Below are 21,255 nucleotides of genomic sequence, written 5' to 3'. Positions count from 1 at the left end.
GTGTGTCGCTGGTTGAAACCTCCGCCGTCTTGCCGACGTATGTAGTCCCATGACCCAGCTTTCCCGCCGCGCCCTTCTGTCCACCGTCGGCGCCGTCGCCGTCTCGGCCTGTACGCCGAAGGAGGCCACGGCCTCTGAGCGGCAGTACGCCAACTCGCCGTTCCGCCGGATCACCGACGCCCAGTGGCGCGAGCGGCTGCCGCGGGCGGCCTATGATGTGCTGCGCCACGAGGCGACCGAGCGGCCGGGCAGCAGTCCGCTGAACAATGAGCACCGCAGCGGGACCTTTGTCTGCCGCGGCTGCGACCTGCCGCTGTTCCAGTCCCGCTGGAAGTACGACTCAGGCACCGGCTGGCCCAGCTTCTATGAGGTCATCGCCGCCAATATCGGCACCAAGACCGACTTCGCCATCGGCATTCCGCGCACCGAATATCACTGCGCCCGCTGCCTCGGGCACCAGGGGCATCTGTTCATGGACGGACCCCGGCCGACCGGAAAACGCTACTGCAACAACGGCGTAGCCCTGACCTTCCGTCCGGCCTGACGCGTCAGCGCTGCGGGGCGGCGTCGACGGCGGCGGCCACCTGCTGGAAGAAGGCTTCGCGGGCAACCCTGTGGGTCCGGCCCACCGCGCGGGGCCAGGACGACAACAGGACGATGACGAGCCGGCGCTCGGGATCGACACGGACAGCTTGCCCGAAGATGCCGTAGGCACCGTAGACGCCGTCGTCCTGGGTCCACCACTGGAAGCCGTAGCCTTCGCCCGGCTGTCCGGTCTCGGCCTGTTTGACGACGGCCTGGGCGAACCAGTCGTCGGGCACGATGCGCTCGCCGCCCAGCTGGCCGTCCTCCAGAGCCATCAGGCCGATACGGCCCCAGTCGCGCAGGGTGGCGGACACGCAGCAGCCGCCCATCTCGCGCCCGCCCTGATCCAGCGCCCAGAAGGCGTCGGCCTCCATGCCCGCGCGGGACCAGATCCGCTCTGACAACAGTTGGGCCAGGGGCCGACCCTCGGCGGCGGCGATCAGCGATCCGACGAGGTTTGTCTCGCCGGTCGAATAGTTCCAGCGCGTTCCGGGCACCGCTGCGCGGGGCAGCCGGCCCATATAGGCGACGACGGGGTCCTCTCCGGCGCGGGCGGGCTCCTGCAGGAAGCGGGCGACGTCGGAGTTGGGGTCGAAATAGTCCTCGTTCCAGCGCACGCCGGACGTCATGGTCAGGAGCTGACGCACGGTGACGCCGTCGTAGCCACCTCCGGCGAGGGCCGGCAGATAGCGGGTGACCGGGTCCTCCAGCGATCCGATTGCGCCGCTCTTCAGCGCCGTGCCGACGAGCGTCGAGGTCAGGCTCTTGGTCATGGAAAAGGAGACCCAGTGGTCCCGCTCGCCGAGACCGAGGCCATAGCGTTCCAGTCGGACGCGCCCGTCCTGGATGACCAGCACGCCGGCAACGTTCTCGGCGGCCATATAGGCCGAGGGATCAAGCGCGATCGGCTCGCCCGGCGGCAGGGCCCGCACCGGCGTCTCGTCGCGCGCCACGGACGCGTGCGGTGAGATGGTTTCCATCTGACGGAAGGCGCGCTCACGATCCACAGGCGACCAGAACAGCACGCCGGCCGGGTTGTTCTCCGGCGTGGGTTGCTGGGCGAGGGCCGGGGCGGCGATGGCACCGGACAGGACGACGATGGCGAGTGTGCGGAGCAGCTTCATGCACCCAGCCTTAGCAGTGGGAGGGCGGGTGTAAATGCCGGCCGGCTAGAGGCTGCGGCCCCTGGCCTTGAGCGCCGACTCGACCGTCACCCCGAACCAGACGGCGGCGATGATGATCAGCAGGCCGTAGTCGGGCCCGGGCCAGAAGACCGGGATGGCGGCGCAAAGGATCACCACCATCGGGAACAGGCTGGCCCAGGCCGCCATGCCGCGGCTGTCGGGATGGATCAGCGGCGATCGCTCCGGGCTCTTCATCGTCCGCATCAGGATCGGGTTGAGCAGGACGAAACCGCCCGAACAGATCACCGCCAGAAGCAGGTTCCGCAGCGGCTCTCCCGCGCCATAGACGCTGGCGGTCAGGGTGACGAGAACCAGGGCGAAGCCGGTGGTGACGGCCAGCAGCAGGTTCGGTTCGAGACGCTTCAACTCTTCACCTTCACATAAGACCCCGGGGCCGGTTCGATCGGCTTGAGGGGGCCGGTCTTCGGATCGCGGGCGGCGATCCAGTCGCCGGACTTCTCATGCAGCCAGTCGGCCCAGTGGTTCCACCAGCTGCCGGGGTGTTCGGCGGCCTGCGCCTGCCATTCCGCGAGCGTCGCGGGCAGGGCGGGGTTGGTCCAGTGCTGGTATTTGTGCGCCGAGGGCGGATTGACCACCCCGGCGATATGGCCCGATCCCGCGAGGGTCAGGGTCACGGCGGCGTTGGAGAAGGCGCGGGCCGAGCGATAGACCGAGTTCATCGGCGCGATGTGATCCTCGCGGCTGGCCTGGAAATACAGGGGGATGGTGACCTTCGACAGGTCGACCTTGATACCGCCGATGGTGAACTCGCCGCGGGCCAGTTTGTTCTGGCCGTACATGGAGCGGAGGTAGTCCATGTGCAGCGTCTTGGGCATGCGGGTCTGGTCGGCGTTCCAGAACAGCAGGTCGAAGGCGGGCGGCGACTTGCCCATCAGGTAGTTCGACACGAAGAACGACCAGATCAGGTCGTTGGCCCGGAGGGCATTAAAGGTCTCGGCCATGGCTGCGCCGGGCAGCACGCCGCCGGCAGCATCCATCTGCTGCTCGACCTCGCCCAGCCAGTGCTCGTCGGTGAACAGCAGCAGGTCGCCGGCCTCGGCGAAGTCGTGCTGGGCGGCGAAGAAGGTGTTGGCGGTGACCCGCTTGTCGCCCTTCGCCGCCATATGGGCCAGGGCCGCGCCCATCAGGGTGCCGCCGATGCAGTAGCCGACGGTGTTGATGTGCTCGGCCTTCGACTGCTCCAGCGCCTTCTCGACGCAGCGGTAGATGCCCTTTTCCAGATAGTCGTCGAAGCCGAGGCCGGCCTTGTCGACGTCCGGATTGACCCAGGAGCAGACGAAGACGGTGAAGCCCTGGCTGGACAGCCAGCGGATCATCGAGTTCTCGGGCTGCAGGTCCAGGATGTAGAATTTGTTGATCCACGGCGGGAAGATCAGCAGCGGAATGGCGCGCTGTTTGTCGGTGGTGGCGTCGAACTGGATCAGTTCGAACAGCTCGTCACGCCAGACGACCTGGCCGGGCGCAGTGGCGACGTTCTCGCCGACGACGAATTTGCCATAGTCGGCCTGGCTGATCTTCAGCTTGCCGGCGCCGCGCTCCATGTCGGCGGCGAAATTCTGCATCCCCTTCACCAGCGATTCGCCGTTGCTGTCGGCCAGGGCCTTGAGGGCGACCGGGTTGGAGGCGAGGAAGTTGGACGGGGAGAAGGCGTCGGTCAGCAGTTTGGTGAAGAACTCGGCACGGCGCTTGGTCAGGGGGTCGACGTCCTCGACGCTGGAGACGAGGCCGTTCATCCAGTCCGAGGTGACCAGATAGGACTGGCGCATGACGTCGAAGGCGGGGTTTTCGGACCAGGCAGGGTCCTTGAAGCGCTTGTCCTTCGAGGGTGCCGCGGCGGTTTCCTCGCCGGCGGCACGGCGGGTCGTGGACGCCCACAGGTCCATGTAGCGGTTGAACAGGTCGGCCTGGGCGGCGAACAGCTTGTCCGGACGCGAGGCCAGGCTGGTCATGACCGAGTTCATGGCCGGGCCGACATGGAAGGGGTCGGGCGACAGGGCCGCCGGACGGTCGGCCTGGGACAGGGCGGCCTCGGCGATGGCCGACTGGGCCGTCATGGCGGCCTTGGCCAGGTTCATCGACAGGGTCTCCAGCATCTGCCGCTGGTCGTCGCCGGGGAAAGCGAAGGCGTCGGCGGCGGGGGCTTCGGCTTCGGGCAAAGGCGGCGGAGGCGGCGTCGGTTCGGGGGGCGGGGCGGCCTTGGCGGCGCGGGGCCGCGGCGGCTTGGCCGAGGTGGGGCGTCCGGCCTTGCGCGGCGCGCGGGGCGGCGCTTCAGCGGTCGGGGGGCTTGGACGCTTGGCCATGGTGAGCTCCGGATGTCGTCAGGAACGGTCGCAAGCGCCGCGCGCGCCCTTCCGCCTGTCGCGATCATCGCATAAGACAGCCCCTGAAATGAACGCGTCGCGCCGGAAAATTGCAGTCGTCCTGTCCGCCGTCTTCGCGGGCGGTGGTCTGACGGCCTGCGTCGGCTCCTTCGATCCGGCCACAGACGCCACGTCGCCGATCGCGCCGCGGGTGCAGGCCCTGGCCGAGGCCAACCGCGAATATCCGCGCTGGGCGGACTTTCCCCGCAGCGTCGAGCCGCTGCCCGAACCGGTCGCGATCGCGTCGCAGGTCAACACCTTGCGGGTGACGGGCGGGGCGCTGGCCGGTGAGGTCTCGCGCATCGACTGGCAGACCACGGGGGATCCCGCGGCGTTCGCTGCGGGCGTGCAGGCCCGGATCGATTCGGTCGAGGTCGCTCCGGTGACGGCCGAAACGCTCGCGGAAATCGAAGAGTTCGTGCGTCGCACGCGCGAGCGGGGCCGCGCCCCGCCGCCGGTGGACCGCCGCTGATACCCTCATCATACGCTCGCCCGGACGGTAGACTCCGGGAAACATCGTCTCAGGAGACATCTCATGGCCCATCCGGCTCCCTACGCCTCGACGCTGGCTGCTGACGCCGCGCGGGTCACCGAACTGGCCGCCATCGCCAGCTATGCCGGCATCGGTCGTGGTGACGAGAAGGCGGCGGACCAGCTGGCCGTGGACGCCATGCGGACGGCGCTGAACGCGCTGGATATCGATGGCAAGATCGTCATCGGCGAGGGCGAGCGCGACGAGGCACCGATGCTCTACATCGGTGAGAAGGTCGGCACCGGCAAAGGCCCGGCCATCGACATCGCGCTCGACCCGCTGGAAGGCACCACCCTGACCGCCAAGGCCATGGCCAACGCCCTGTGCGTGCTGTCGATGTCGCCGGGCGGCGGCATGCTGCACGCGCCCGACACCTATATGGACAAGATCGCCATCGGCCCGGGCTTCGCCCCCGGCACGGTCGATCTGGACATGAAGCCCCAGGACAATGTCCGGTCGCTGGCCTCGGCCAAGGGTGTGAAGCCGTCCGACATCACCGTCTGCGTCATGGACCGGCCCCGTCACGCGGATCTGATTGCCGCGCTGCGCGAGGTCGGGGCCAAGGTGGTACTGATCACCGACGGCGACGTGGCCGGCGTGATCCATACGGCCGAGCCGGAGACCGGTATCGACCTCTATCTGGGCTCGGGCGGGGCACCGGAAGGCGTGCTGGCGGCTTCGGCGCTGAAATGCGTCGGCGGCCATTTCCAGGGCCGGCTGATCTTCCGCAACGATGACGAGCGGGCGCGGGCCGCCAAGACGGGCGTGACCGATCTGGATCGCAAATACGACCTGCACGAACTGGTGTCCAAGGACGCCATCTTCGCCGCCACGGGCGTGACCAAGGGGGCCATGCTCGATGGGGTCAAGGTCGCCGACGGCTTCGTCTCGACCCATACGCTGGTGATGGATTCCTCGACCCGCACGGTCCAGCGCATCCGCACGATCCGGCCGCTCTGATGGCGGACGGCGGCGCCGTTCCAGCCTTCCTGGGCGTCTCCCGCTCCCTGTCCGGCCGCGAATGGCGGCAGAGGCCCGCCGAGGCCGGGCTGATCCGGGCCCATATGCAGACGCTGAACCTGGAAGAGCCGCTGGCGCGGGCGCTGGCGGCGCGCGGCGTGCGGGCGGACCGGGGCGCGGACTTCCTGACGCCGACGCTGAAGGCCCTGTTCCCCGACCCGTCCAGCTTCATGGACATGGATGCAGCGGCCGAGGCGATCCTCGACGCCCTCCAGGCGCGTGCCTCGATCCACGTCTTCGCCGACTATGATGTCGACGGGGCGTCCAGCGCGGCCCTGCTGGTGCGGTGGTTCCGGGCGCTGGGTGCCGAGCTGCCGATCTATGTGCCGGACCGCGTGACGGAGGGGTACGGACCCAGCGCGCGGGCCTTCGACACACTGAAGGCCTCGGGTGCCGATCTGGTCATCACGGTCGATTGCGGCGCGGCGGCCAATGAGGCCGTGGCCCATGCGGCGGCGATCGGGCTGAAGGTCGTGGTCATCGACCACCACATGATGCGCGAACATCCGCCCGTCTGCGCCGCTGTGGTCAATCCGAACCGGCCCGGCTGCAACTCGGGGCAGGGCAATCTGGCCGCGGCGGGGGTGGTGTTCGTCCTTCTGGCGGCGCTGAACCGCGAGGCGCGTCGGCGCGGGATGTTTGCGGACGTCAAGGAGCCGGACATCCGCCAGTGGCTGGATCTGGCCGCCATGGGCGCGATCTGCGACGTCACCGGCCTGACCGGGTTCAACCGGGCCCTGACCAGTCTGGGGCTGCGGGTCATGTCGGACTGGGGCAATCCGGGGCTGAGGGCCCTGCTGGCGGCAGCGGGCGCCGAGCCGGGGCCGGCCAAGTCGAACCATGCGGGCTTCATCCTCGGACCACGCATCAATGCCGGCGGACGGATCGGCAAGTCGGACCTCGGGGCGCGCCTGCTGTCGACCGACGACCCCGTCGAGGCCGCGGCGCTGGCGCAGGAACTGGATGCCCTGAACATCGCCCGCCGTGAGGTGGAGAAACAGGTCACCGATCAGGCCACCCGCATGGTCGAGGCGACCGGTGCCCATGCCGACGGCTCGGCTGTCGTGGTGATCGCGGGCGACGAATGGCATCCGGGCGTGGTCGGCATCGTGGCGGGCCGCCTGCGCGAACGCTGGCGCAAGCCTGTGGTGGTGATCGGCGTCGATGCGGTGAATGGCCTCGGCAAGGGCTCGGGGCGATCGCAGCCCGGGATGAACCTCGGCAAGGCGGTGCAGGCGGCCTGGGAAAGCGGCGTGCTGATCGCCGGCGGCGGCCACGCCATGGCGGCGGGGCTGACGGTCCGCGCCGACGACATCGACCGGCTCCGCGACTTTCTCAATGACCGGATGATTGGCGAGCAGGCGGCCGCCGACGCCCTCGACCACGTCGAGATCGACGCCCTGATCGATCCGGGCGCGGCCACGCGCGCCCTGTTCGAACAGTTCGAGCAACTGGCCCCCTTCGGCCCGGCCAATCCCGAGCCGTTGTTCGCCCTTGAACATGTGCAGGCGCGCGACGCCGTGGCCATGAACGGCGGCCATGTGCGCTGCCGGCTGGTCGGGGCCGACGGTGCTTCGGTCAAGGCCATCGCCTGGCGCTGCGCCGACCTGCCCGGCGGCCAGTCGCTGCTGGCAGGGCAGGGCGGACTGAGCGTGGTCGGACGTCTGAAGGTCGATGACTGGAACGGTCGCCGCGGCGTCCAATTCGAGATCGAGGACGTGGCCGATCCGCGGATGGCGTAACCGTTCTCCCGGCTGCCCCCTCCGTCTCGTCGGCTGCGCCCCCGAGCCACCTCCCCCTTTGCTTCGCAAATGGGGAGGAGAAGGGGTTGCAAGCCCCGGAATCGGCGGCTATATCGCCCGCTCTCCGCGCAGCGGTCCCTTCGTCTATCGGTTAGGACGTCAGGTTTTCAACCTGAAAAGAGGGGTTCGACTCCCCTAGGGACTGCCAGCGCGGAGCCTCTTCCCTGACATCGCGATTCGGCCTCGCCGCCGCAGCCATTCCTGGCCGGGGGTGTCCGTTTGCCTTTCGCGATGGAAGGTCACGGGCAGGGTTGAGCACCAGAACGCCGCGCATGAGCCGGCCCTGTCCCGAAGATTTTCCGGCGGTCCGACCGGGGCCGAGATGTCGCGCGGTCGAAATCATTTCGCTTTTGCTGCGAAAATCGGCGTTTTTCGCTTTTCCGGCGTTCACAGAACCGTGTTAAATAAACTCCGCTCGCTCTGATTGCGGGCAGGGGGAAGGCTGTGTCGGACTACGAGGGCGTTGAGACAGTCGCGACGGTCCGAATCGCGGGCCGGGTGAAGTGGTTTGATCCCGGCAAGGGATACGGCTTCATCGTGCCGGACGATCCGGCCCTGACTGACATGAAAGACGTGCTGCTGCATGTCTCCAGCCTGCGTGACGCTGGCCGGGATGTCGCCGCCGAGGGCGCGCCTATCAGTTGCGAATGCGCCAGACGGCCCAAGGGCTGGCAGGTCACGGAGGTCCATGACCTCGGTGAGGGCGATCCCGAGCTGGTCGCCGCTCCGCGCCGGACCGGCTATGAAGGCCTCAAGCAGACGGCGCGGGTCGCAGGCGAAATCGAGGGCCTGACCTCGGGCGAACCGATGGAGGCCGCCGTCGTCAAATGGTTCAATCGCACCAAGGGCTACGGATTCGTGGTGCGCGATGGCGAACCGGGGGATATCTTCGTCCATGTTGAGACGTTGCGCCGCTGCGGGCTGGATGACCTGCTGCCCGGCGAGACGGTAACAGTGCGGTTCGCCGAGGGCCCCAAGGGGCTGGTGGTCGCGGAAATCAGACCGGGCGGATAATCCATCCGCCCCAGTGAGGGTGGATCGGTGATGTTTAACCGTCGTGGACTTCTCGTGTTGTCCGGCCTTGTGCTGCTTTCGGCCTGCGCCGGTGCCGGTGCGCCGCGCGACGCCAAGGGCGACCCGCTCGAGCCTCTGACCGTCACCACGTCCAGCGGCGAACACCGCTTCATGGTCGAGATCGCCGACGATGACGCGGAACGCCAGCGCGGCCTGATGGAGCGCGAACCCCTGGCCGACGACCGCGGCATGCTGTTTCAGTTCCCCGACGTGGCCGAGCGCGGCTTCTGGATGCGCAATACGCCCAGCCCGCTGGACATTATCTACATCGACCCGCGCGGGCGGATTGTCTCGATCGCGAAGAATGCGACGCCCCAGTCCGACGCCGTCATCCCTTCGAACGGACCCGCCAGCGGCGTGCTGGAGCTGCGCGCCGGCCGCGCTGACGAAATCGGGGCCCGGCCCGGCGACAAGGTCAGCCACCCCTTCTTCGCCGAATAGTCACGCGGCGCGTTGCGGCGCAGCGTCGAGTGTGCCAAATCCCGCCGCCGGAGTGTAGCGCAGCCTGGTAGCGCATCTGGTTTGGGACCAGAGGGTCGGAGGTTCGAATCCTCTCACTCCGACCAATTCGCCTTCTAGATGACCGTTCCGAACAGGCGGCCGATGCCGGCGGTGGCGGCGAGGGCGACGACGCCCCAGAAGGCCACCCTGAGCACAGAGCGCGGCAGACTGGCACCGCCCGCCGCAGCGCCGAGCGCGCCGAGCCCCATCAGGCCGGCGAGGGCGACGGCGCTGACCCAGATCACCAGACCGTCCAGCGGTGCCAGCAGAGCCACGACCAGGGGCGGCGCGGCCCCGAGCGCGAAGGTCGCCGCCGAGGTCAGGGCGGCCTGGATCGGGCGCGCCGTCGTGAATTCTGAAATGCCCAGTTCATCGCGTGCATGGGCACCGAGGGCGTCCTTCGCCATCAGCTGTTCGGCGACCTGCCGGGAAAGCGTCGGCTCGACGCCCCGGGCGGCATAGATGGCGGCCAGCTCCGTGATCTCGGCTTCGGGGTCGGCCGCCAGCTCGGCGGTTTCCCGGGCGAGGTCGGCTTTCTCGGTGTCCGACTGGGAACTGACCGAGACGTATTCCCCGGCCGCCATCGACATCGCACCCGCCACCAGCCCGGCGACGCCGGCGATCAGCACGCCGCTGCGCGTGGCCTCGGCCGCGGCCACCCCGACCACCAGACTGGCCGTGGACACCAGGCCGTCATTGGCCCCCAGCACGGCGGCGCGCAGCCAGCCGATGCGAGCGACCAGATGGCGCTCGGGGTGACGTTCGAGGCGGCTCATGGGCGGTGGTCCCGATCAGCGCCGGCCGGGCAGCATTCGGCGCAGCGTCCCGTCCTTGAGGACGTAATGGTGGAAAACGGCGGCCAGGGCGTGCAGGCCGATCAACCAGTAGCCTGCTTCGCCGATGGTCTTGTGCAGGTCTTCCAGCTGATGGGCGAGATCCTTGTCCTGCCCGATCAGCGGCGGCAGGGACAGGCCGAAGAAGGGTATGGTGTCGCCCTCGGCACTCAGGGTCAGCCAGCCGAGCAGCGGCAGGGCGATCATGCCGCCGTAAAGCGCGACGTGCACCGCCAAGGCCGGCCATCGAGTCCAGCCACCCTCGGCGGCGAGCCAGGGCATCCTGCGCCGCGCAAGCAGTCGAACCCAGACCAGGACGAACACCGAAAGACCCAGCATGAAATGCCAGGTCTTAAGTCCCTCGCGAATGTCGCTGCCCCGCGGGTAGTTCGTCCGCAATTCGATGCAGGCGAAGACGGCAGCCAGCAGGACCAGCATCAGCCAGTGCAGGGCGATAGAGAGCCGGCTGTAGGGCCCGCTGGACGTGGACAGGTCGGCGGTCATCTGAGCCCCTTCCGGAGGAATCGTTCGAAGGATGCAGCTGATCCGCCCATCTGCCCTTGCGTCAAAGCAATTCGCGCGGCGTCAAATCGCCGCCAACGCCTGTTCGAGGTCGGCGTACAGGTCGTCGGCGTTCTCGATCCCGACGGAGAGGCGGACCAGGTTGTCGCCGATACCGCACCGGGCCTTGGCCTCGGCGCTGTAGTCGGAGTGGGTGGTGCTGGAGGGGTGGGAGACGAGGCTTTCCGTTCCGCCCAGGCTGACAGCCAGTTTGAACAGCTGAAGGGCGTTGAGCATACGGAAGGCTTCGGCCTCGCCGCCTTTGAGGCGCAGCGAGAAGGTCGAGCCTGCGCCGCTGCACTGGCGCGCGAACAGGGCCTGCTGGCTCGGAGAGGACTCGGCACCGCCGGCATCGAGGACGGATTCGATCTTCGGGTGGCCACGCAGCCGGGCGACAAGCGCCATGGCGTTGGCCTGGGAGCGCTCCATGCGGATGTGCAGGGTTTCGAGGCTGCGCATCAGCAACCAGGCGGTATGGGGATCCGTGATGGTTCCGCAGATGGTCCGCATCTCGCCCACGCGGGCCATCAGATCTGCCCGACCGAGGCAGGCACCGGCGATCAGGTCCGAGTGGCCGCCGACATATTTCGTCAGCGAATAGAGCACCAGATCGGCACCGTGCCGCAGCGGCTTCTGCCAGAGCGGGCCAAGGAAGGTGTTGTCCACCACCAGAAGGGGCGGCTCGGTGAGCGCGAGGTCGCGGATGGCGGCGGCGGCGGCTTCCAGGTCGATCAACTGGTTGGTCGGATTGGCGGGGGTCTCTACGTAAACCGCCGCCAGTCGGCCTCCCGTCGACGCGGCGGCCTCGGACGCCGAGCGGACTGCGGCGGCCAGGGCTTCGCCGCCATCGCAGTCGGCGACGCTGATCGTCTGAACCCCCATGCGGGGAAGGATGCGGTCGAAGAGGTATTCGGTGCCGCCGTAGGCCGGCGCGGTATAGACGACGATATCCCCGGGTCGGCTGAGAGCCATCATCGTGGTCGAGATGGCGGCCATGCCGCTGGAGAAGACCAGCGCCTTGTCGGCGGCGTCCCAGACCGCCAGTCGGTCCTCGAGGATCTCGAGGTTCGGATTGTTGATGCGCGAATAGATCAAGCCGAGGGCTTCTTCGGGCTCCTTCTGGCGCAGGCCGTAGGCGACCTCGAAGAAGCGTTTGCCGTCCTCGGCCGATTTGAAAACGAAGGTCGAGGTCTGGAAGATCGGGGCCTTGATGGAGCCTTCCGACAGGGTGGGATCGTAGCCGTAGCCCATCATCAGGGTCTCGGGCGCGAGCGTGCGGTCTCCGAGGGTGCGGCTGCGGTGTCGGGTCATACAGGTGTCCTGTTTGTTACAATCTCCATAGGCCGGGTGGGCAGCGAGGCCAAGTCGGGTGCTGGACCCGGCGTCGGCCGCGCGGTATCTGGGCCGCGCGGGTTCGCCCGCCGTCGTTACGAGGACCGTCCATGCTCGCCCGCATCTATCGCCCCGCCAAGACCGCCATGCAGTCCGGCAAGGCCTCGTCGAGAGGCTGGCGGCTGGAGTTCGAGCCGGCGTCGGCGCGTACCATCGATCCGTTGATGGGCTGGACCAGCTCGACCGATATGAACGGCCAGGTGCGGCTGAGCTTCGATTCGGCGGAGGAGGCGGTGGCCTATGCGGAGCGGCACGGCATCCCGTTCCGCCTGCACGAGCCGCAGGAAGCGCCGGTTATCCTCAAGGCCTATGCCGACAATTTCGCCACCGGCCGCAAACAGCCCTGGACGCATTAGTCGTTGCGGCTACCGCGCTTCGCGCTACTTGAGCCGCGGGAACTTCATTTCGTCCCTCGGGCGCCCATAGCTCAACCGGATAGAGCACCCGCCTTCTAAGCGGACGGTTGCAGGTTCGAGTCCTGCTGGGCGCGCCACGGTCGGTCAGCCGAGGGCGGTGCGCCAGGCGGCGAGTCCGCCTTCAAGATCAGCGATCAGGTCGGCCGGGTCCTCGAGCCCGACGTGGAGGCGGAGCAACTGCCCCGCCACGCCGGGCGGCGACCTTCGGCCCGACAGCTGGCCTGTCTCATGGGTGATCAGGCTTTCGAACCCACCCCAGGAAAAGCCGAGGCCGAACAGGTCGAGGGCTGACATGAGGGCGTGGGCGGCGGCTTCGTCACCGCCCTTCATCACCATACCGAACAGGGAGGCAGCCCCGGTGTAGTCACGCGCCCAGAGGGCGTTGCCCGCAGCGCCGGGCAGGGCGGGATAGAGGATTTCGGCGACCTCGGGCCGGGCTTGCAGCCAGTGCGCGACGACGAGGGCGGACCGTGCCTGTTCCTTGTAGCGCAGGGGCATTGTGCGCAGCCCGCGCAGGGCCAGCCACGCGTCGTCGGGCGAGACGCGCCAGCCGAGGTCCTCCAGTGTCTCGGCGATCGGCCGGCCGACGGCGGGGTCGGCGACGGCGATGGAGCCCATGAGCAGGTCCGAGTGGCCCGAGACATATTTGGTCACCGCCTGGACGCTGACGTCGACGCCGTGCGCCAGCGGGCGGAAGGCGAGGCCCGCGCCCCAGGTATTGTCCATCACCGTCAGCACGCCGCGTGCGCGGCAGCCGGCGGCGAGGGCGGGGACGTCCAGCATCTCGAATGTCAGGGAGGCGGGCGACTCGATCAGCAGGACGCGCGTGCGGTCGCCAAGGGCGGCGAGGATGTCGCCCGTCGAGGCACCGGCGTCGTGGAAGGCGGTGGTCACCCCGCGCGGGCCCATATGACGCTTCAGGAAGCGCCGGCTGGGTCCGTAGAGGGCGTCGGTGGTCAGGACCTCATCGCCGGGCCGGAGCAGGGCGGTCAGGGGCACGGTGACGGCGGCGAGGCCCGACGGGACCAGCCAGGCTTCCTTCGCGCCTTCGAGATCGCACAGGAGGTCGCGGAGTTCGCGCGCTGCCGAAAGATCCTCGATGCCATAGACTGGACCCCGGCTTTCGTCGCGCATGGCACCGGGCGTGTCGTTGAGCAGGGTCGACGCCCGCTCGATCGGCGGGGCGACCGGACGGCGGCCCCGGCCGCGGCGGGTGGCGGCGGCGATCAGGCGGGTGCGGTCGGTTCGATCGGTCATGCGCGCCGGAACTGAGGGTTGCGGTTCAGCCTCCAAAGGCCTCTAAAGCAGGCGGGGCGCAAGGTCTGACGAAATCGACGAGGCGCGGATGCGGGCACTATCGACGGGGCGAAAGACGGGGGGCGGCGCTGCGTCCGCCCTGGCGATCGTGCTGGCCCTGGCCCTTGCGGGTTGCGGACGCGGTGACACGCCCGTCGACCCCGTAGAGGGGGCTGACCCCGCGGCCCAGAACCAGATCGCCGCCCCGGATTTTGCCAGCCCCACCCTTGCGGCGATCAAACGGCGGGGACGTCTGAACTGCGGCGTTCACGAGGGGCTGGTCGGTTTTGCCTATACGGACAATCGCGGCGAATGGCGCGGTTTTGACGTCGACTTCTGCCGCGCCCTCGCGGCGGCGGTGCTCGGCAATGCCAACGCCGTCCGGTTCGTGCCCCTGACGAGCCCGCAGCGGTTCGAGGGCCTGCGCAGCGGCCGCATCGATGTGCTGTGGCGTTCGACCTCCTGGACCCTGTCGCGGGAAGCGCGGGAAGGGGTGCGGTTCGCCGGGGTCAACTATTATGACGGTCAGGGCTTTCTGGTGCGCCGGTCGCTGGACCTGGCCACGGCGGCCGAGTTGAACGGCGCGCGGGTTTGCGTACAGCGCGGCTCGACCACGGAATTGAATGTCGCCGACTGGTTCCGCGCGCGCTCGCTGGAATACACGCCGGTGGTGGCCGCAAACGAGGAAGCGGCCCGGGCGGCCTATGCGCGGGAGGATTGCGACGCCCTGAGCGCCGATATTTCCGCCCTGGCGGCGGCGCGGACGACGATGTCGAACCCTGAGCAACACGCCATCCTGCCGGATGTGATCTCGAAGGAGCCGCTGGGGCCGGCGGTGAAGCGGGGCGACGAGGCCTGGACCTCGATCGTGCGCTGGACGCTGAATGCCCTGATCCTAGCCGAGGAGCTGGGCGTGACCAGCGACAACGCCGATGAGATGGCCGAGGAGTCGCCAAGCCCCGCCGTTCGCCGCCTGCTCGGCGTCGAGGGCGACGTCGGACCAATGCTGGGGCTGCGCAAGGACTGGGCGAAGGCGGCCATCAAGGCCGAGGGCAACTACGGCGAAATCTTCTCGCGGAACGTCGGGACAGATTCCTCGCTCGACCTGGCCCGTGGGCTTAACGCACAATGGAACGGAAGACCGGCCGGGCTGATCTACGCCCTGCCGATTCGCTAGGACGCCGGGACAGGTGCCAGGGGGAAAAATGGAAACGACGAAACGTGGCGGGATTCCGCTCTATCTCTGGATGCTGCTGGGCTTTGCCGTCGGCATGGGCGGAGGGCTCTATGTCAACCTGATGGGCCTTGAGGTCCTTCCCTGGGTCATGGACATCATCAAGTCCGTCGGCCAGATCTTCCTGCGCCTGCTGTTCATGCTGGTCCTGCCGCTGCTGTTCGCCGCCCTGGCCGTGGGGGTCGCCGAGATGGGCGACCTGAAGTCGCTGGGCCGGGTCGGCTTCAAGACGCTGGTGTTCACGGTCATCGTCTCGGCGATCGCCGTCGGCATCGGTCTCGGCATGGTCAACTATTTCCGTCCCGGAGACGGGGTCGACCCGGTGCTGGCCCAGCAGCTGCTGGCCCAGGGTGCCGAGGGGGCCTCGGCCATCGTCGGCAATGCGCCCAAGAGCATCGAGGCCGGCCAGTTCTTCCTCGACATGATCCCGTCCAACGTCTTCACGGCGGCGGCCGAGAACCAGATCCTGCCGGTGATGATCTTCGCCCTGATCTTCGGCATCGGCATGGTCATGGCCAAGTCGCCCGCCACGGACGCGCTGCAGCAGACGCTGCAGGGGCTGTTCGAGGTGATGATGAAGCTCATCAACCTGGTCATCAAACTGGCCCCGATCGCGATCGCGGCGCTGATGTTCAATCTGTCGGCGGTGTTCGGCTGGGACCTGCTGGTCCGGCTGGGGGCCTATGCGGGCGTGGCCGTGGGCGCGATGGCGATCCACATGTTCATCGTCTATCCGCTGCTGGTCTGGATCTTCGGCGGCATGAACCCGCTGAAATTCGCCAACGGCGTCCGCGAGCCCTTCGTGGTGGCCTTCTCCACCGCCTCGTCCAACGCCACCCTGCCGATCGCCATCAAGGCGGCGGAAGAGAAGCTGAAACTGCCGCGCCGCATCTCGCGCTTCGTGCTCACCGTCGGCGCCACGGCCAACCAGAACGGCACCGCCCTGTTCGAGGGCGTCACGGTTCTGTTCCTTGCCCAGTTCTTCGGCGTCGACCTGAACCTGCAGCAGCAGCTGGTGGTGATGCTGGTCTGCATTCTCGGCGGCATCGGCACCGCCGGGGTTCCCGCGGGTTCCCTGCCGGTCATCGCCCTGATCCTGACCATGGTCGGGGTGCCGGCCGAGGGAATCGGCCTGATCCTCGGCGTCGACCGCTTCCTCGACATGTGCCGCACCACCCTGAACGTCACCGGCGATCTGGTGGCGGCGACGGTGGTGTCGCGCGGTGAGAGCGATTCGATCGTTCCCGATGATCTGAAACTGCCGGACGTGGCGCCGGCGCACTGAGGCTCAGGCGGGCGGCACCGACACGACGTCGGTGTCCGCCCGTCCGCCCCATTCGGCCCAGCTGCCGTCGTACAGACGCGACGGCCGGCCCAGGACCGCGAGACCCAGGCTGAGGATGGCAGCGGTAACGCCGGAGCCGCAGGTGGTCATGACCGGGCGGTCCAGGTCGATCCCGGCCGTGCGATAGACCTGCGCCAGCGCCTCGCCCTGCTTCATCGTACCGTCGGGGTTCAGGACGGCAGGGAAGGGCAGGTTGAGGGCTCCCGGCATATGGCCGGACCGGAGACCCGACCTCGGCTCGGGTGCGCGGCCGGCGAACCGGTCGGCGGCGCGGGCGTCCAGCACCTGATCTCCCGCCTCCAGGGCTGCGCGGACCGCGTCGAGATCGGCGACCCGATCGGCCTGGACGGAGGGGCTGAAGATCGCGGCCCGGGGCGGAGACGCCGGCCCTGTTTCGACGGGCCGCCCTTCGGCCAGCCATTTCGGCAGGCCGCCGTCGAGGACGCGGACGTCCCGCGCCCCCATGGCCCGGAGCATCCACCACACGCGCGGCGACGAGCGGATGCCGACGGTGTCATAGACGACGATGCTGTGATCAGCGGTGATGCCGAGCGCCCCCATCCGCGCCGCGAAAAAATCGGGATGGGGGAGCATGTGCGGCAAGTCGCTCTCTTGCTCCGAAGACGCTTCGAGGTCGAAGAAGACCGCGCCGGGCAGGCGCGCGGTCTCGAAATCCGGTCGCGCGTCGCGGCCATCCAGATGCCAGCTGGCGTCGATGAGTTTGAGGGACGGATCGCTCAATCGGGCGGCGAGATCCTGGGTCGAGATCAAGGGGACGGCGTCGGTCATGGGTCTTTCTAGCACGCCGACGGGCGGAACCCTGAGACTGGTGCTGGGCGACCAGCTGTCCGACGGACTGTCCGCGCTGCGCGGCCTCGATGCCTCGGTCGATGTCGTGCTGATGGCGGAGGTGCGCGACGAGGCGACCTATGTGAAGCACCACAAGCAGAAGATCGCCCTCGTGTTCGCCGCCATGCGCAAGTTTGCGGCGCGGCTGGAAGAGCGCGGTGTGACGGTCCGCCATGTCCGGATCGACGATCCGGCCAACACGGGCTCGATCGCGGGAGAGCTGGACCGTGTCCTCGCCGGGCGGCCGTTCGGCGGCGTGGTGATGACGGCGTGCGGCGAATGGCGGTTGGCCGAGGCCCTCGCGGCCTTCGCCAAATCGACCAAAGTCCCGGTGGAAATCCGCGAGGATGACCGGTTCATCTGTTCGCTGGCACGCTTCAACCGCTGGGCCGCCGACAAGAAGACGCTGACCATGGAGTTCTTCTATCGCGAGATGCGGCGGGAGACCGGTCTGCTGATGGACGGCAAGGATCCGGTCGGCGGACAGTGGAATTTTGACAAGGACAATCGCGCCGGGCTTCCCCGGGGCGTGATGCCGCCGCCGCGATTGCGGACGACCCCCGATGCGGTGACGCGCGGGGCGATGATGGATGTTGAACGGCTGTTCGGCGACCATTTCGGCGAACTGGAAGGCTTCGGCTGGCCGACGAGCGTGGGCGAGGCGGAGGCGGTGCTCGCCGTCTTCCTGTCCGATGTCCTGCCGTCGTTCGGGGCCTGGCAGGATGCCATGGCGGCGGGGCAGCCGTGGATGTGGCACGGGATGGTGTCGACGTCGCTCAACCTGGGCCTGCTCGATCCGCTGGACGTTTGCCGTCGCGCGGAGGCGGAGTATCGCGCCGGCCGGGCACCGTTGAACGCCGTGGAGGGGTTCATCCGCCAGATCCTCGGATGGCGCGAGTTCGTGCGCGGCCTCTACTGGTCGAAAATGCCCGAGTACGGGGCGCGGAACGCGCTCGACGCGGACCGGAGCCTGCCGTGGTTCTACTGGTCCGGCGAAACGGACATGGCCTGCGTGGCCGATGCGGTGCGGTCGACCCGCGATCACGCCTATGCGCATCACATCCAGCGGCTGATGGTCACCGGCAACCTCGCCATGCTGCTGGGCGTCCATCCCGACGCGGTCGATGACTGGTATATGGTCGTCTACGCCGACGCTTATGAATGGGTCGAGATGCCGAACACGCGCGGCATGGCCACTTTCGCCGACGGCGGCATCATGGGCACCAAGCCCTATGCGGCGTCCGGGGCCTACATCAACCGGATGAGCAACTACTGCGCCGGCTGCCGGTACGATGTGAAGCTCAAGACCGGCGAAGCGGCCTGTCCGTTCAACCGGCTCTACTGGGGCTTCCTTGAGCGGAACCGGGGCCGCCTGGCCGGCAACCCGCGCCTCGCCATGCCCTACCGGACCCTCGACGGCTGGGACGTGGCGCGGCGGCAGGCGGTGGTCGCGGAGGCCGAGGCCTGTCGCACGGCGCTGGGCGCGGTCAGGCCCGCGTAAGCGCGAGCTGGATCACATCCGTGCGCGCCGACCGGAACCCCGCCTCGCAATAGGCGAGGTAGAACCGCCAGAGCCGACGGAAGCGCTCGTCGAAACTGCCCATGCGCCGGATATCGTCCCAGGCGGCCTGGAAGCGTTCATCCCAGAGCTTGAGCGTGTCGGCATAGTCCTGGCCGAACCGTTCCACCTGGCTCCAGCCGAGGCCGGCGCGGTCGATGACCGGCTTCAGTCGCTCCTCGGACGGCAGCATCCCGCCCGGGAAGATGTATTTCTGGATGAAATCAGTCTTCCGATTGTAGTCGTCGAACAGGGCGTCATCGATGGTGATGATCTGCAGGCCGACGCGGCCGCCCGGCTCCAGCACGTCGCGGATCTTGCCGAAATAGGCGGGCCAGTATTCCTGCCCCACGGCCTCGAACATCTCGATCGAGGCGACGCGGTCGAACCGGCCCTCAACGTCGCGATAGTCGATCAGCTGGATATCGGCCCGCTCGGCCAGACCCGCGTTGAACATGCGCTGGCGGGCGAAGTCGAACTGCTCCCGGGAGATGGTGACAGCGGTGACCTTCGCGCCGACCTCCCGCGCCGCGAACTCGGCGAACCCGCCCCAGCCGCAGCCGATCTCGAGAACGGACTGTCCCGACTGAAGCGCCATCAGCCGGGCGAGGGCGGCGTATTTCTCTTGCTGCGCCGCGTCGAGCGCCATGCCGGCACGGGTGAACCGGGCCGAGGAATAGGTCATCGTCCCGTCCAGCCAGGACGCATAGAAGGCGTTGCCCAGGTCGTAGTGGGCGTGGATGTTCTTCTTCGACCCGGCGCGGCTGTTCCGCTTGCGCTTGTGCGACAGCCAGTTGATCGCCTGCATCACCGGATTGCCGTCGGCCAGACGCCGGATGTGGTCATAGTTGTGGGCGAAGGACTCCAGCAGGGCCGCCAGCTGGGGGCTTTCCCACTCGCCGGCCATATAGCCTTCGGCGAATCCGATATCGCCGGATGCCAACACGCGCCGGGCGAAGCGATAGTCCTTGATGTCGAAGATGGCGGCGGGCCCCGGCTGGGGGCCGTCCAGCTGGTGCGTCTCGCCGTTGGGCAGGATGACGGTCAGGCGGCCGAAGGTCCAGTTGGCGGCCAGCAGGCGCAGCAGCAGCGTAAACCCACGCGGCGTGCGGGCGGCGGTCTGGATGGGTTCTGCAGTGACCGACGTCATGGCTGGAAAGGGTGGGTATGGGCCGCCCGCCCGTCAATCCCCTTCGGCGGCGCGGCTCGCCACGACGGTCCCGAGCGCGTCGAGCGCACGCTTGCGGGCGATGTCATGATCGACGAGCGGGCGGGGGTATTCCGCGCCCAGACGCACGCGGGCGCCCCGGAGGATTTCCGGGGGCGCGGTCCAGGGCGCGTGCAGCCAGCGGTCGGGAACTCCGCGGAGCTCCGGGACCCACCGGCGGACATATCGGCCGTCTGCATCGAATTTCTGTCCCTGGGTGATCGGGTTGAAGATGCGGAAGTACGGAGAAGCATCCGCTCCGGATCCAGCGACCCACTGCCAATTCTGCACATTCGCTGCGATATCGGCGTCGACGAGGGTGTCGCGGAACCAGGCCTCGCCCTCCCGCCAGTCGATCAGCAGGTGTTTGATCAGGAAGGAGGCCACGATCATGCGCACCCGGTTGTGCATGAAGCCGGTCGTCCAGAGCTCGCGCATGCCCGCGTCCACGACGGGATAGCCGGTCAGACCGCGCTTCCAGGCCTCGAGGCCGGCGAGGTCGTTGCGCCACGGCATGGCGTCATATTCGGGCCGGAAGGCCGTGTCGGTGATCTGCGGGAAGGCGTGCAGCAGATGGGCAGAGAATTCGCGCCAGCCGATCTCGGCCACGAATTTGTCGGCCTCGGCGGCAGGCACCCGGCCGTCGGCGGCGGCCGAACGGGCGGCCTCGACCGCGCGCCAGGGGCTGATCTCGCCGAAATGCAGATGCGGCGACAGGCGGCTGGTGGCCGGCTCGGCGGGGATGTCCCGGCCATTGCCGTAGGATTTGAGACCGCGTGACAGGAAGGCGGCCAAGGCGGTCTCTGCGCCCGCCTCGCCGGGCGTCCAGTCGAAACCACGCGACCAGTCCGGGCGGGTGGGGTGCAGGCCCCAGGCGTCGATATCGTCCGAGGCCGGCCCGGGCGGCGTGCGAATCCCGGCGGGTGCCGGGGCGGGCGTCGGGGCGACCGCGGCGGCCAGGAGGGCGCGGTGGAAGGGCGTGAAGACCTTGTAGGGCTGGCCGGAGCCGTTGAGCACGGATCCGGGGCGGGCCAGCAGGGTTCCATTCCAGCCCTTGCAGGCCACGCCGTCGGCCTGGAGCGCGTGGGCGATGTCCGCGTCGCGGGCGAAGGCGTCGGGCTCGAACCGGCGGTTCAGGAACACGGCGTCGGCGCCGGTCTCGTCGATCAGGCGACGGAGCTCGGCCTCGCTGTCGCCGCGACGCAGGATCAGGCGGGAGCCGCGCGACCGCAGCGAGTCGTCGAGGGCGCGCAGGGATTTGTCGAGCCACCACAGGGAGGCGGCACCGGTCTGCCGCGTCGCGGGGCCCTGGTCGAGGATGTAGACGGGCATGATCGGACGGCCGGTCCCGACGGCATGGGTGAGGGCCGGATTGTCCGCCAGACGCAGATCCTGACGGAACCACAGGATGACGGGTTGTGCCTCGGCCTCGGTGGTCATGCGTGTGGGCTCCGTGATAGCTTGCGAACCTCACTGTCCGACGCC

Annotated in this window: 20 protein-coding genes and 3 tRNA genes; 13 read left to right on the top strand and 10 right to left on the bottom strand. The window is 68.4% G+C overall.

Annotated features, from left to right (window positions below; genetic code table 11):
* Nucleotides 1-49 precede the first annotated feature (49 nt).
* Nucleotides 50-544, top strand: a complete 495-nt coding sequence (gene msrB / locus KB221_10115) for a peptide-methionine (R)-S-oxide reductase MsrB (protein ID WIY68451.1) — start codon at nt 50-52, stop codon at nt 542-544.
* Between the two features lie 4 nt (nt 545-548).
* Here msrB and KB221_10110 read toward each other — a convergent pair whose 3' ends face one another.
* Genes KB221_10110 through phaC form a run of 3 tightly spaced genes read right to left on the bottom strand, consistent with a single transcriptional unit; the run spans nt 549 to nt 4,090 of the window.
* A complete protein-coding gene (locus KB221_10110; GenBank protein WIY68450.1) occupies nt 549-1,709 on the bottom strand; it encodes a serine hydrolase in 1,161 nt (386 codons plus the stop codon).
* A gap of 45 nt (nt 1,710-1,754) precedes the next feature.
* Nucleotides 1,755-2,135: a hypothetical protein gene (locus KB221_10105; GenBank protein WIY68449.1), complete on the bottom strand. Its 381-nt coding sequence runs from the start codon at nt 2,133-2,135 to the stop codon at nt 1,755-1,757.
* Entirely contained in the window at nt 2,132-4,090 is a 1,959-nt protein-coding gene (phaC, locus tag KB221_10100) for a class I poly(R)-hydroxyalkanoic acid synthase (GenBank protein WIY68448.1), read from the bottom strand. The genes KB221_10105 and phaC overlap by 4 nt, the downstream gene beginning before the upstream one ends.
* An 88-nt stretch (nt 4,091-4,178) precedes the next feature.
* Here phaC and KB221_10095 point away from each other — a divergent pair, with 88 nt between their 5' ends.
* From KB221_10095 to KB221_10065, 7 genes are all read left to right on the top strand, one after another.
* Nucleotides 4,179-4,622, top strand: coding sequence for a hypothetical protein (locus tag KB221_10095; GenBank protein WIY68447.1), 444 nt, complete (start codon nt 4,179-4,181; stop codon nt 4,620-4,622).
* A gap of 63 nt (nt 4,623-4,685) precedes the next feature.
* Nucleotides 4,686-5,642 carry a class II fructose-bisphosphatase gene (gene glpX / locus KB221_10090; GenBank protein WIY68446.1) on the top strand — a complete coding sequence of 319 codons (957 nt, stop codon included), beginning with the start codon at nt 4,686-4,688 and terminating at the stop codon, nt 5,640-5,642.
* The gene (gene recJ / locus KB221_10085; protein ID WIY68445.1) at nt 5,642-7,444 is read left to right on the top strand and encodes a single-stranded-DNA-specific exonuclease RecJ; all 1,803 of its coding nucleotides are present in this window, start codon (nt 5,642-5,644) and stop codon (nt 7,442-7,444) included. Before glpX ends, recJ begins: the two co-directional genes overlap by 1 nt.
* Before the next feature lie 133 nt (nt 7,445-7,577).
* A tRNA-Glu gene (locus tag KB221_10080) sits at nt 7,578-7,652 on the top strand.
* Between the two features lie 296 nt (nt 7,653-7,948).
* On the top strand, nt 7,949-8,518 hold the full coding sequence (locus tag KB221_10075) for a cold-shock protein (GenBank protein WIY68444.1): 570 nt from the start codon (nt 7,949-7,951) through the stop codon (nt 8,516-8,518).
* Between the two features lie 30 nt (nt 8,519-8,548).
* Nucleotides 8,549-9,019 (top strand): DUF192 domain-containing protein, encoded by a 471-nt coding sequence (locus tag KB221_10070; GenBank protein ID WIY68443.1) that lies wholly within the window; start codon nt 8,549-8,551, stop codon nt 9,017-9,019.
* Nucleotides 9,020-9,067: 48 nt separating this feature from the next.
* Nucleotides 9,068-9,144, top strand: a tRNA-Pro gene (locus KB221_10065).
* 9 nt (nt 9,145-9,153) lie between these two features.
* On the opposite strand, the gene KB221_10060 is transcribed toward KB221_10065, so the two are convergent.
* The 3 genes from KB221_10060 to KB221_10050 all read right to left on the bottom strand — a co-directional run bounded on the left by KB221_10060 (nt 9,154) and on the right by KB221_10050 (nt 11,784).
* Complete coding sequence (locus KB221_10060) at nt 9,154-9,855, bottom strand: VIT family protein (protein ID WIY68442.1); 702 nt, start codon at nt 9,853-9,855, stop codon at nt 9,154-9,156.
* Nucleotides 9,856-9,870: 15 nt separating this feature from the next.
* Nucleotides 9,871-10,416, bottom strand: a complete 546-nt coding sequence (locus tag KB221_10055; protein ID WIY68441.1) for a cytochrome b — start codon at nt 10,414-10,416, stop codon at nt 9,871-9,873.
* Between the two features lie 81 nt (nt 10,417-10,497).
* Complete coding sequence (locus tag KB221_10050) at nt 10,498-11,784, bottom strand: cystathionine gamma-synthase family protein (protein ID WIY68440.1); 1,287 nt, start codon at nt 11,782-11,784, stop codon at nt 10,498-10,500.
* A 131-nt stretch (nt 11,785-11,915) separates the two neighbouring features.
* Here KB221_10050 and KB221_10045 point away from each other — a divergent pair, with 131 nt between their 5' ends.
* Both KB221_10045 and KB221_10040 read left to right on the top strand, forming a co-directional pair.
* Complete coding sequence (locus KB221_10045; protein WIY68439.1) at nt 11,916-12,221, top strand: ETC complex I subunit; 306 nt, start codon at nt 11,916-11,918, stop codon at nt 12,219-12,221.
* Between the two features lie 60 nt (nt 12,222-12,281).
* A tRNA-Arg gene (locus tag KB221_10040) sits at nt 12,282-12,358 on the top strand.
* 7 nt (nt 12,359-12,365) lie between these two features.
* Here KB221_10040 and metC read toward each other — a convergent pair.
* Nucleotides 12,366-13,538 carry a cystathionine beta-lyase gene (gene metC, locus KB221_10035; protein WIY68438.1) on the bottom strand — a complete coding sequence of 391 codons (1,173 nt, stop codon included), beginning with the start codon at nt 13,536-13,538 and terminating at the stop codon, nt 12,366-12,368.
* A gap of 88 nt (nt 13,539-13,626) precedes the next feature.
* Between metC and KB221_10030 the strand changes: the two genes are divergently transcribed.
* Together KB221_10030 and KB221_10025 are read left to right on the top strand one after the other, a co-directional pair.
* Nucleotides 13,627-14,754, top strand: a complete 1,128-nt coding sequence (locus tag KB221_10030; protein WIY68437.1) for an amino acid ABC transporter substrate-binding protein — start codon at nt 13,627-13,629, stop codon at nt 14,752-14,754.
* 28 nt (nt 14,755-14,782) lie between these two features.
* Complete coding sequence (locus KB221_10025) at nt 14,783-16,096, top strand: dicarboxylate/amino acid:cation symporter (GenBank protein ID WIY68436.1); 1,314 nt, start codon at nt 14,783-14,785, stop codon at nt 16,094-16,096.
* Between the two features lie 3 nt (nt 16,097-16,099).
* Here KB221_10025 and sseA read toward each other — a convergent pair whose 3' ends face one another.
* Nucleotides 16,100-16,945 carry a 3-mercaptopyruvate sulfurtransferase gene (sseA, locus tag KB221_10020; GenBank protein ID WIY68435.1) on the bottom strand — a complete coding sequence of 282 codons (846 nt, stop codon included), beginning with the start codon at nt 16,943-16,945 and terminating at the stop codon, nt 16,100-16,102.
* Here sseA and KB221_10015 point away from each other — a divergent pair.
* Nucleotides 16,944-18,506 (top strand): cryptochrome/photolyase family protein, encoded by a 1,563-nt coding sequence (locus KB221_10015; GenBank protein WIY68434.1) that lies wholly within the window; start codon nt 16,944-16,946, stop codon nt 18,504-18,506. The two genes, sseA and KB221_10015, sit on opposite strands and share 2 nt — an antisense overlap.
* Here the strand turns inward: KB221_10015 and KB221_10010 are convergent.
* Complete coding sequence (locus KB221_10010) at nt 18,493-19,713, bottom strand: cyclopropane-fatty-acyl-phospholipid synthase family protein (GenBank protein ID WIY68433.1); 1,221 nt, start codon at nt 19,711-19,713, stop codon at nt 18,493-18,495. The genes KB221_10015 and KB221_10010 overlap by 14 nt on opposite strands.
* 33 nt (nt 19,714-19,746) lie before the next feature.
* Complete coding sequence (locus tag KB221_10005; GenBank protein ID WIY68432.1) at nt 19,747-21,210, bottom strand: deoxyribodipyrimidine photo-lyase; 1,464 nt, start codon at nt 21,208-21,210, stop codon at nt 19,747-19,749.
* Between the last annotated feature and the right edge of the window lie 45 nt (nt 21,211-21,255).

It is taken from the genome of Aquidulcibacter paucihalophilus (assembly GCA_030285985.1).
Taxonomy (GTDB): Bacteria; Pseudomonadota; Alphaproteobacteria; order Caulobacterales; family Caulobacteraceae; genus Brevundimonas.
Note: the sequence above shows the minus strand (reverse complement) of the source record. Positions and strands in the feature narration are given on the sequence as shown.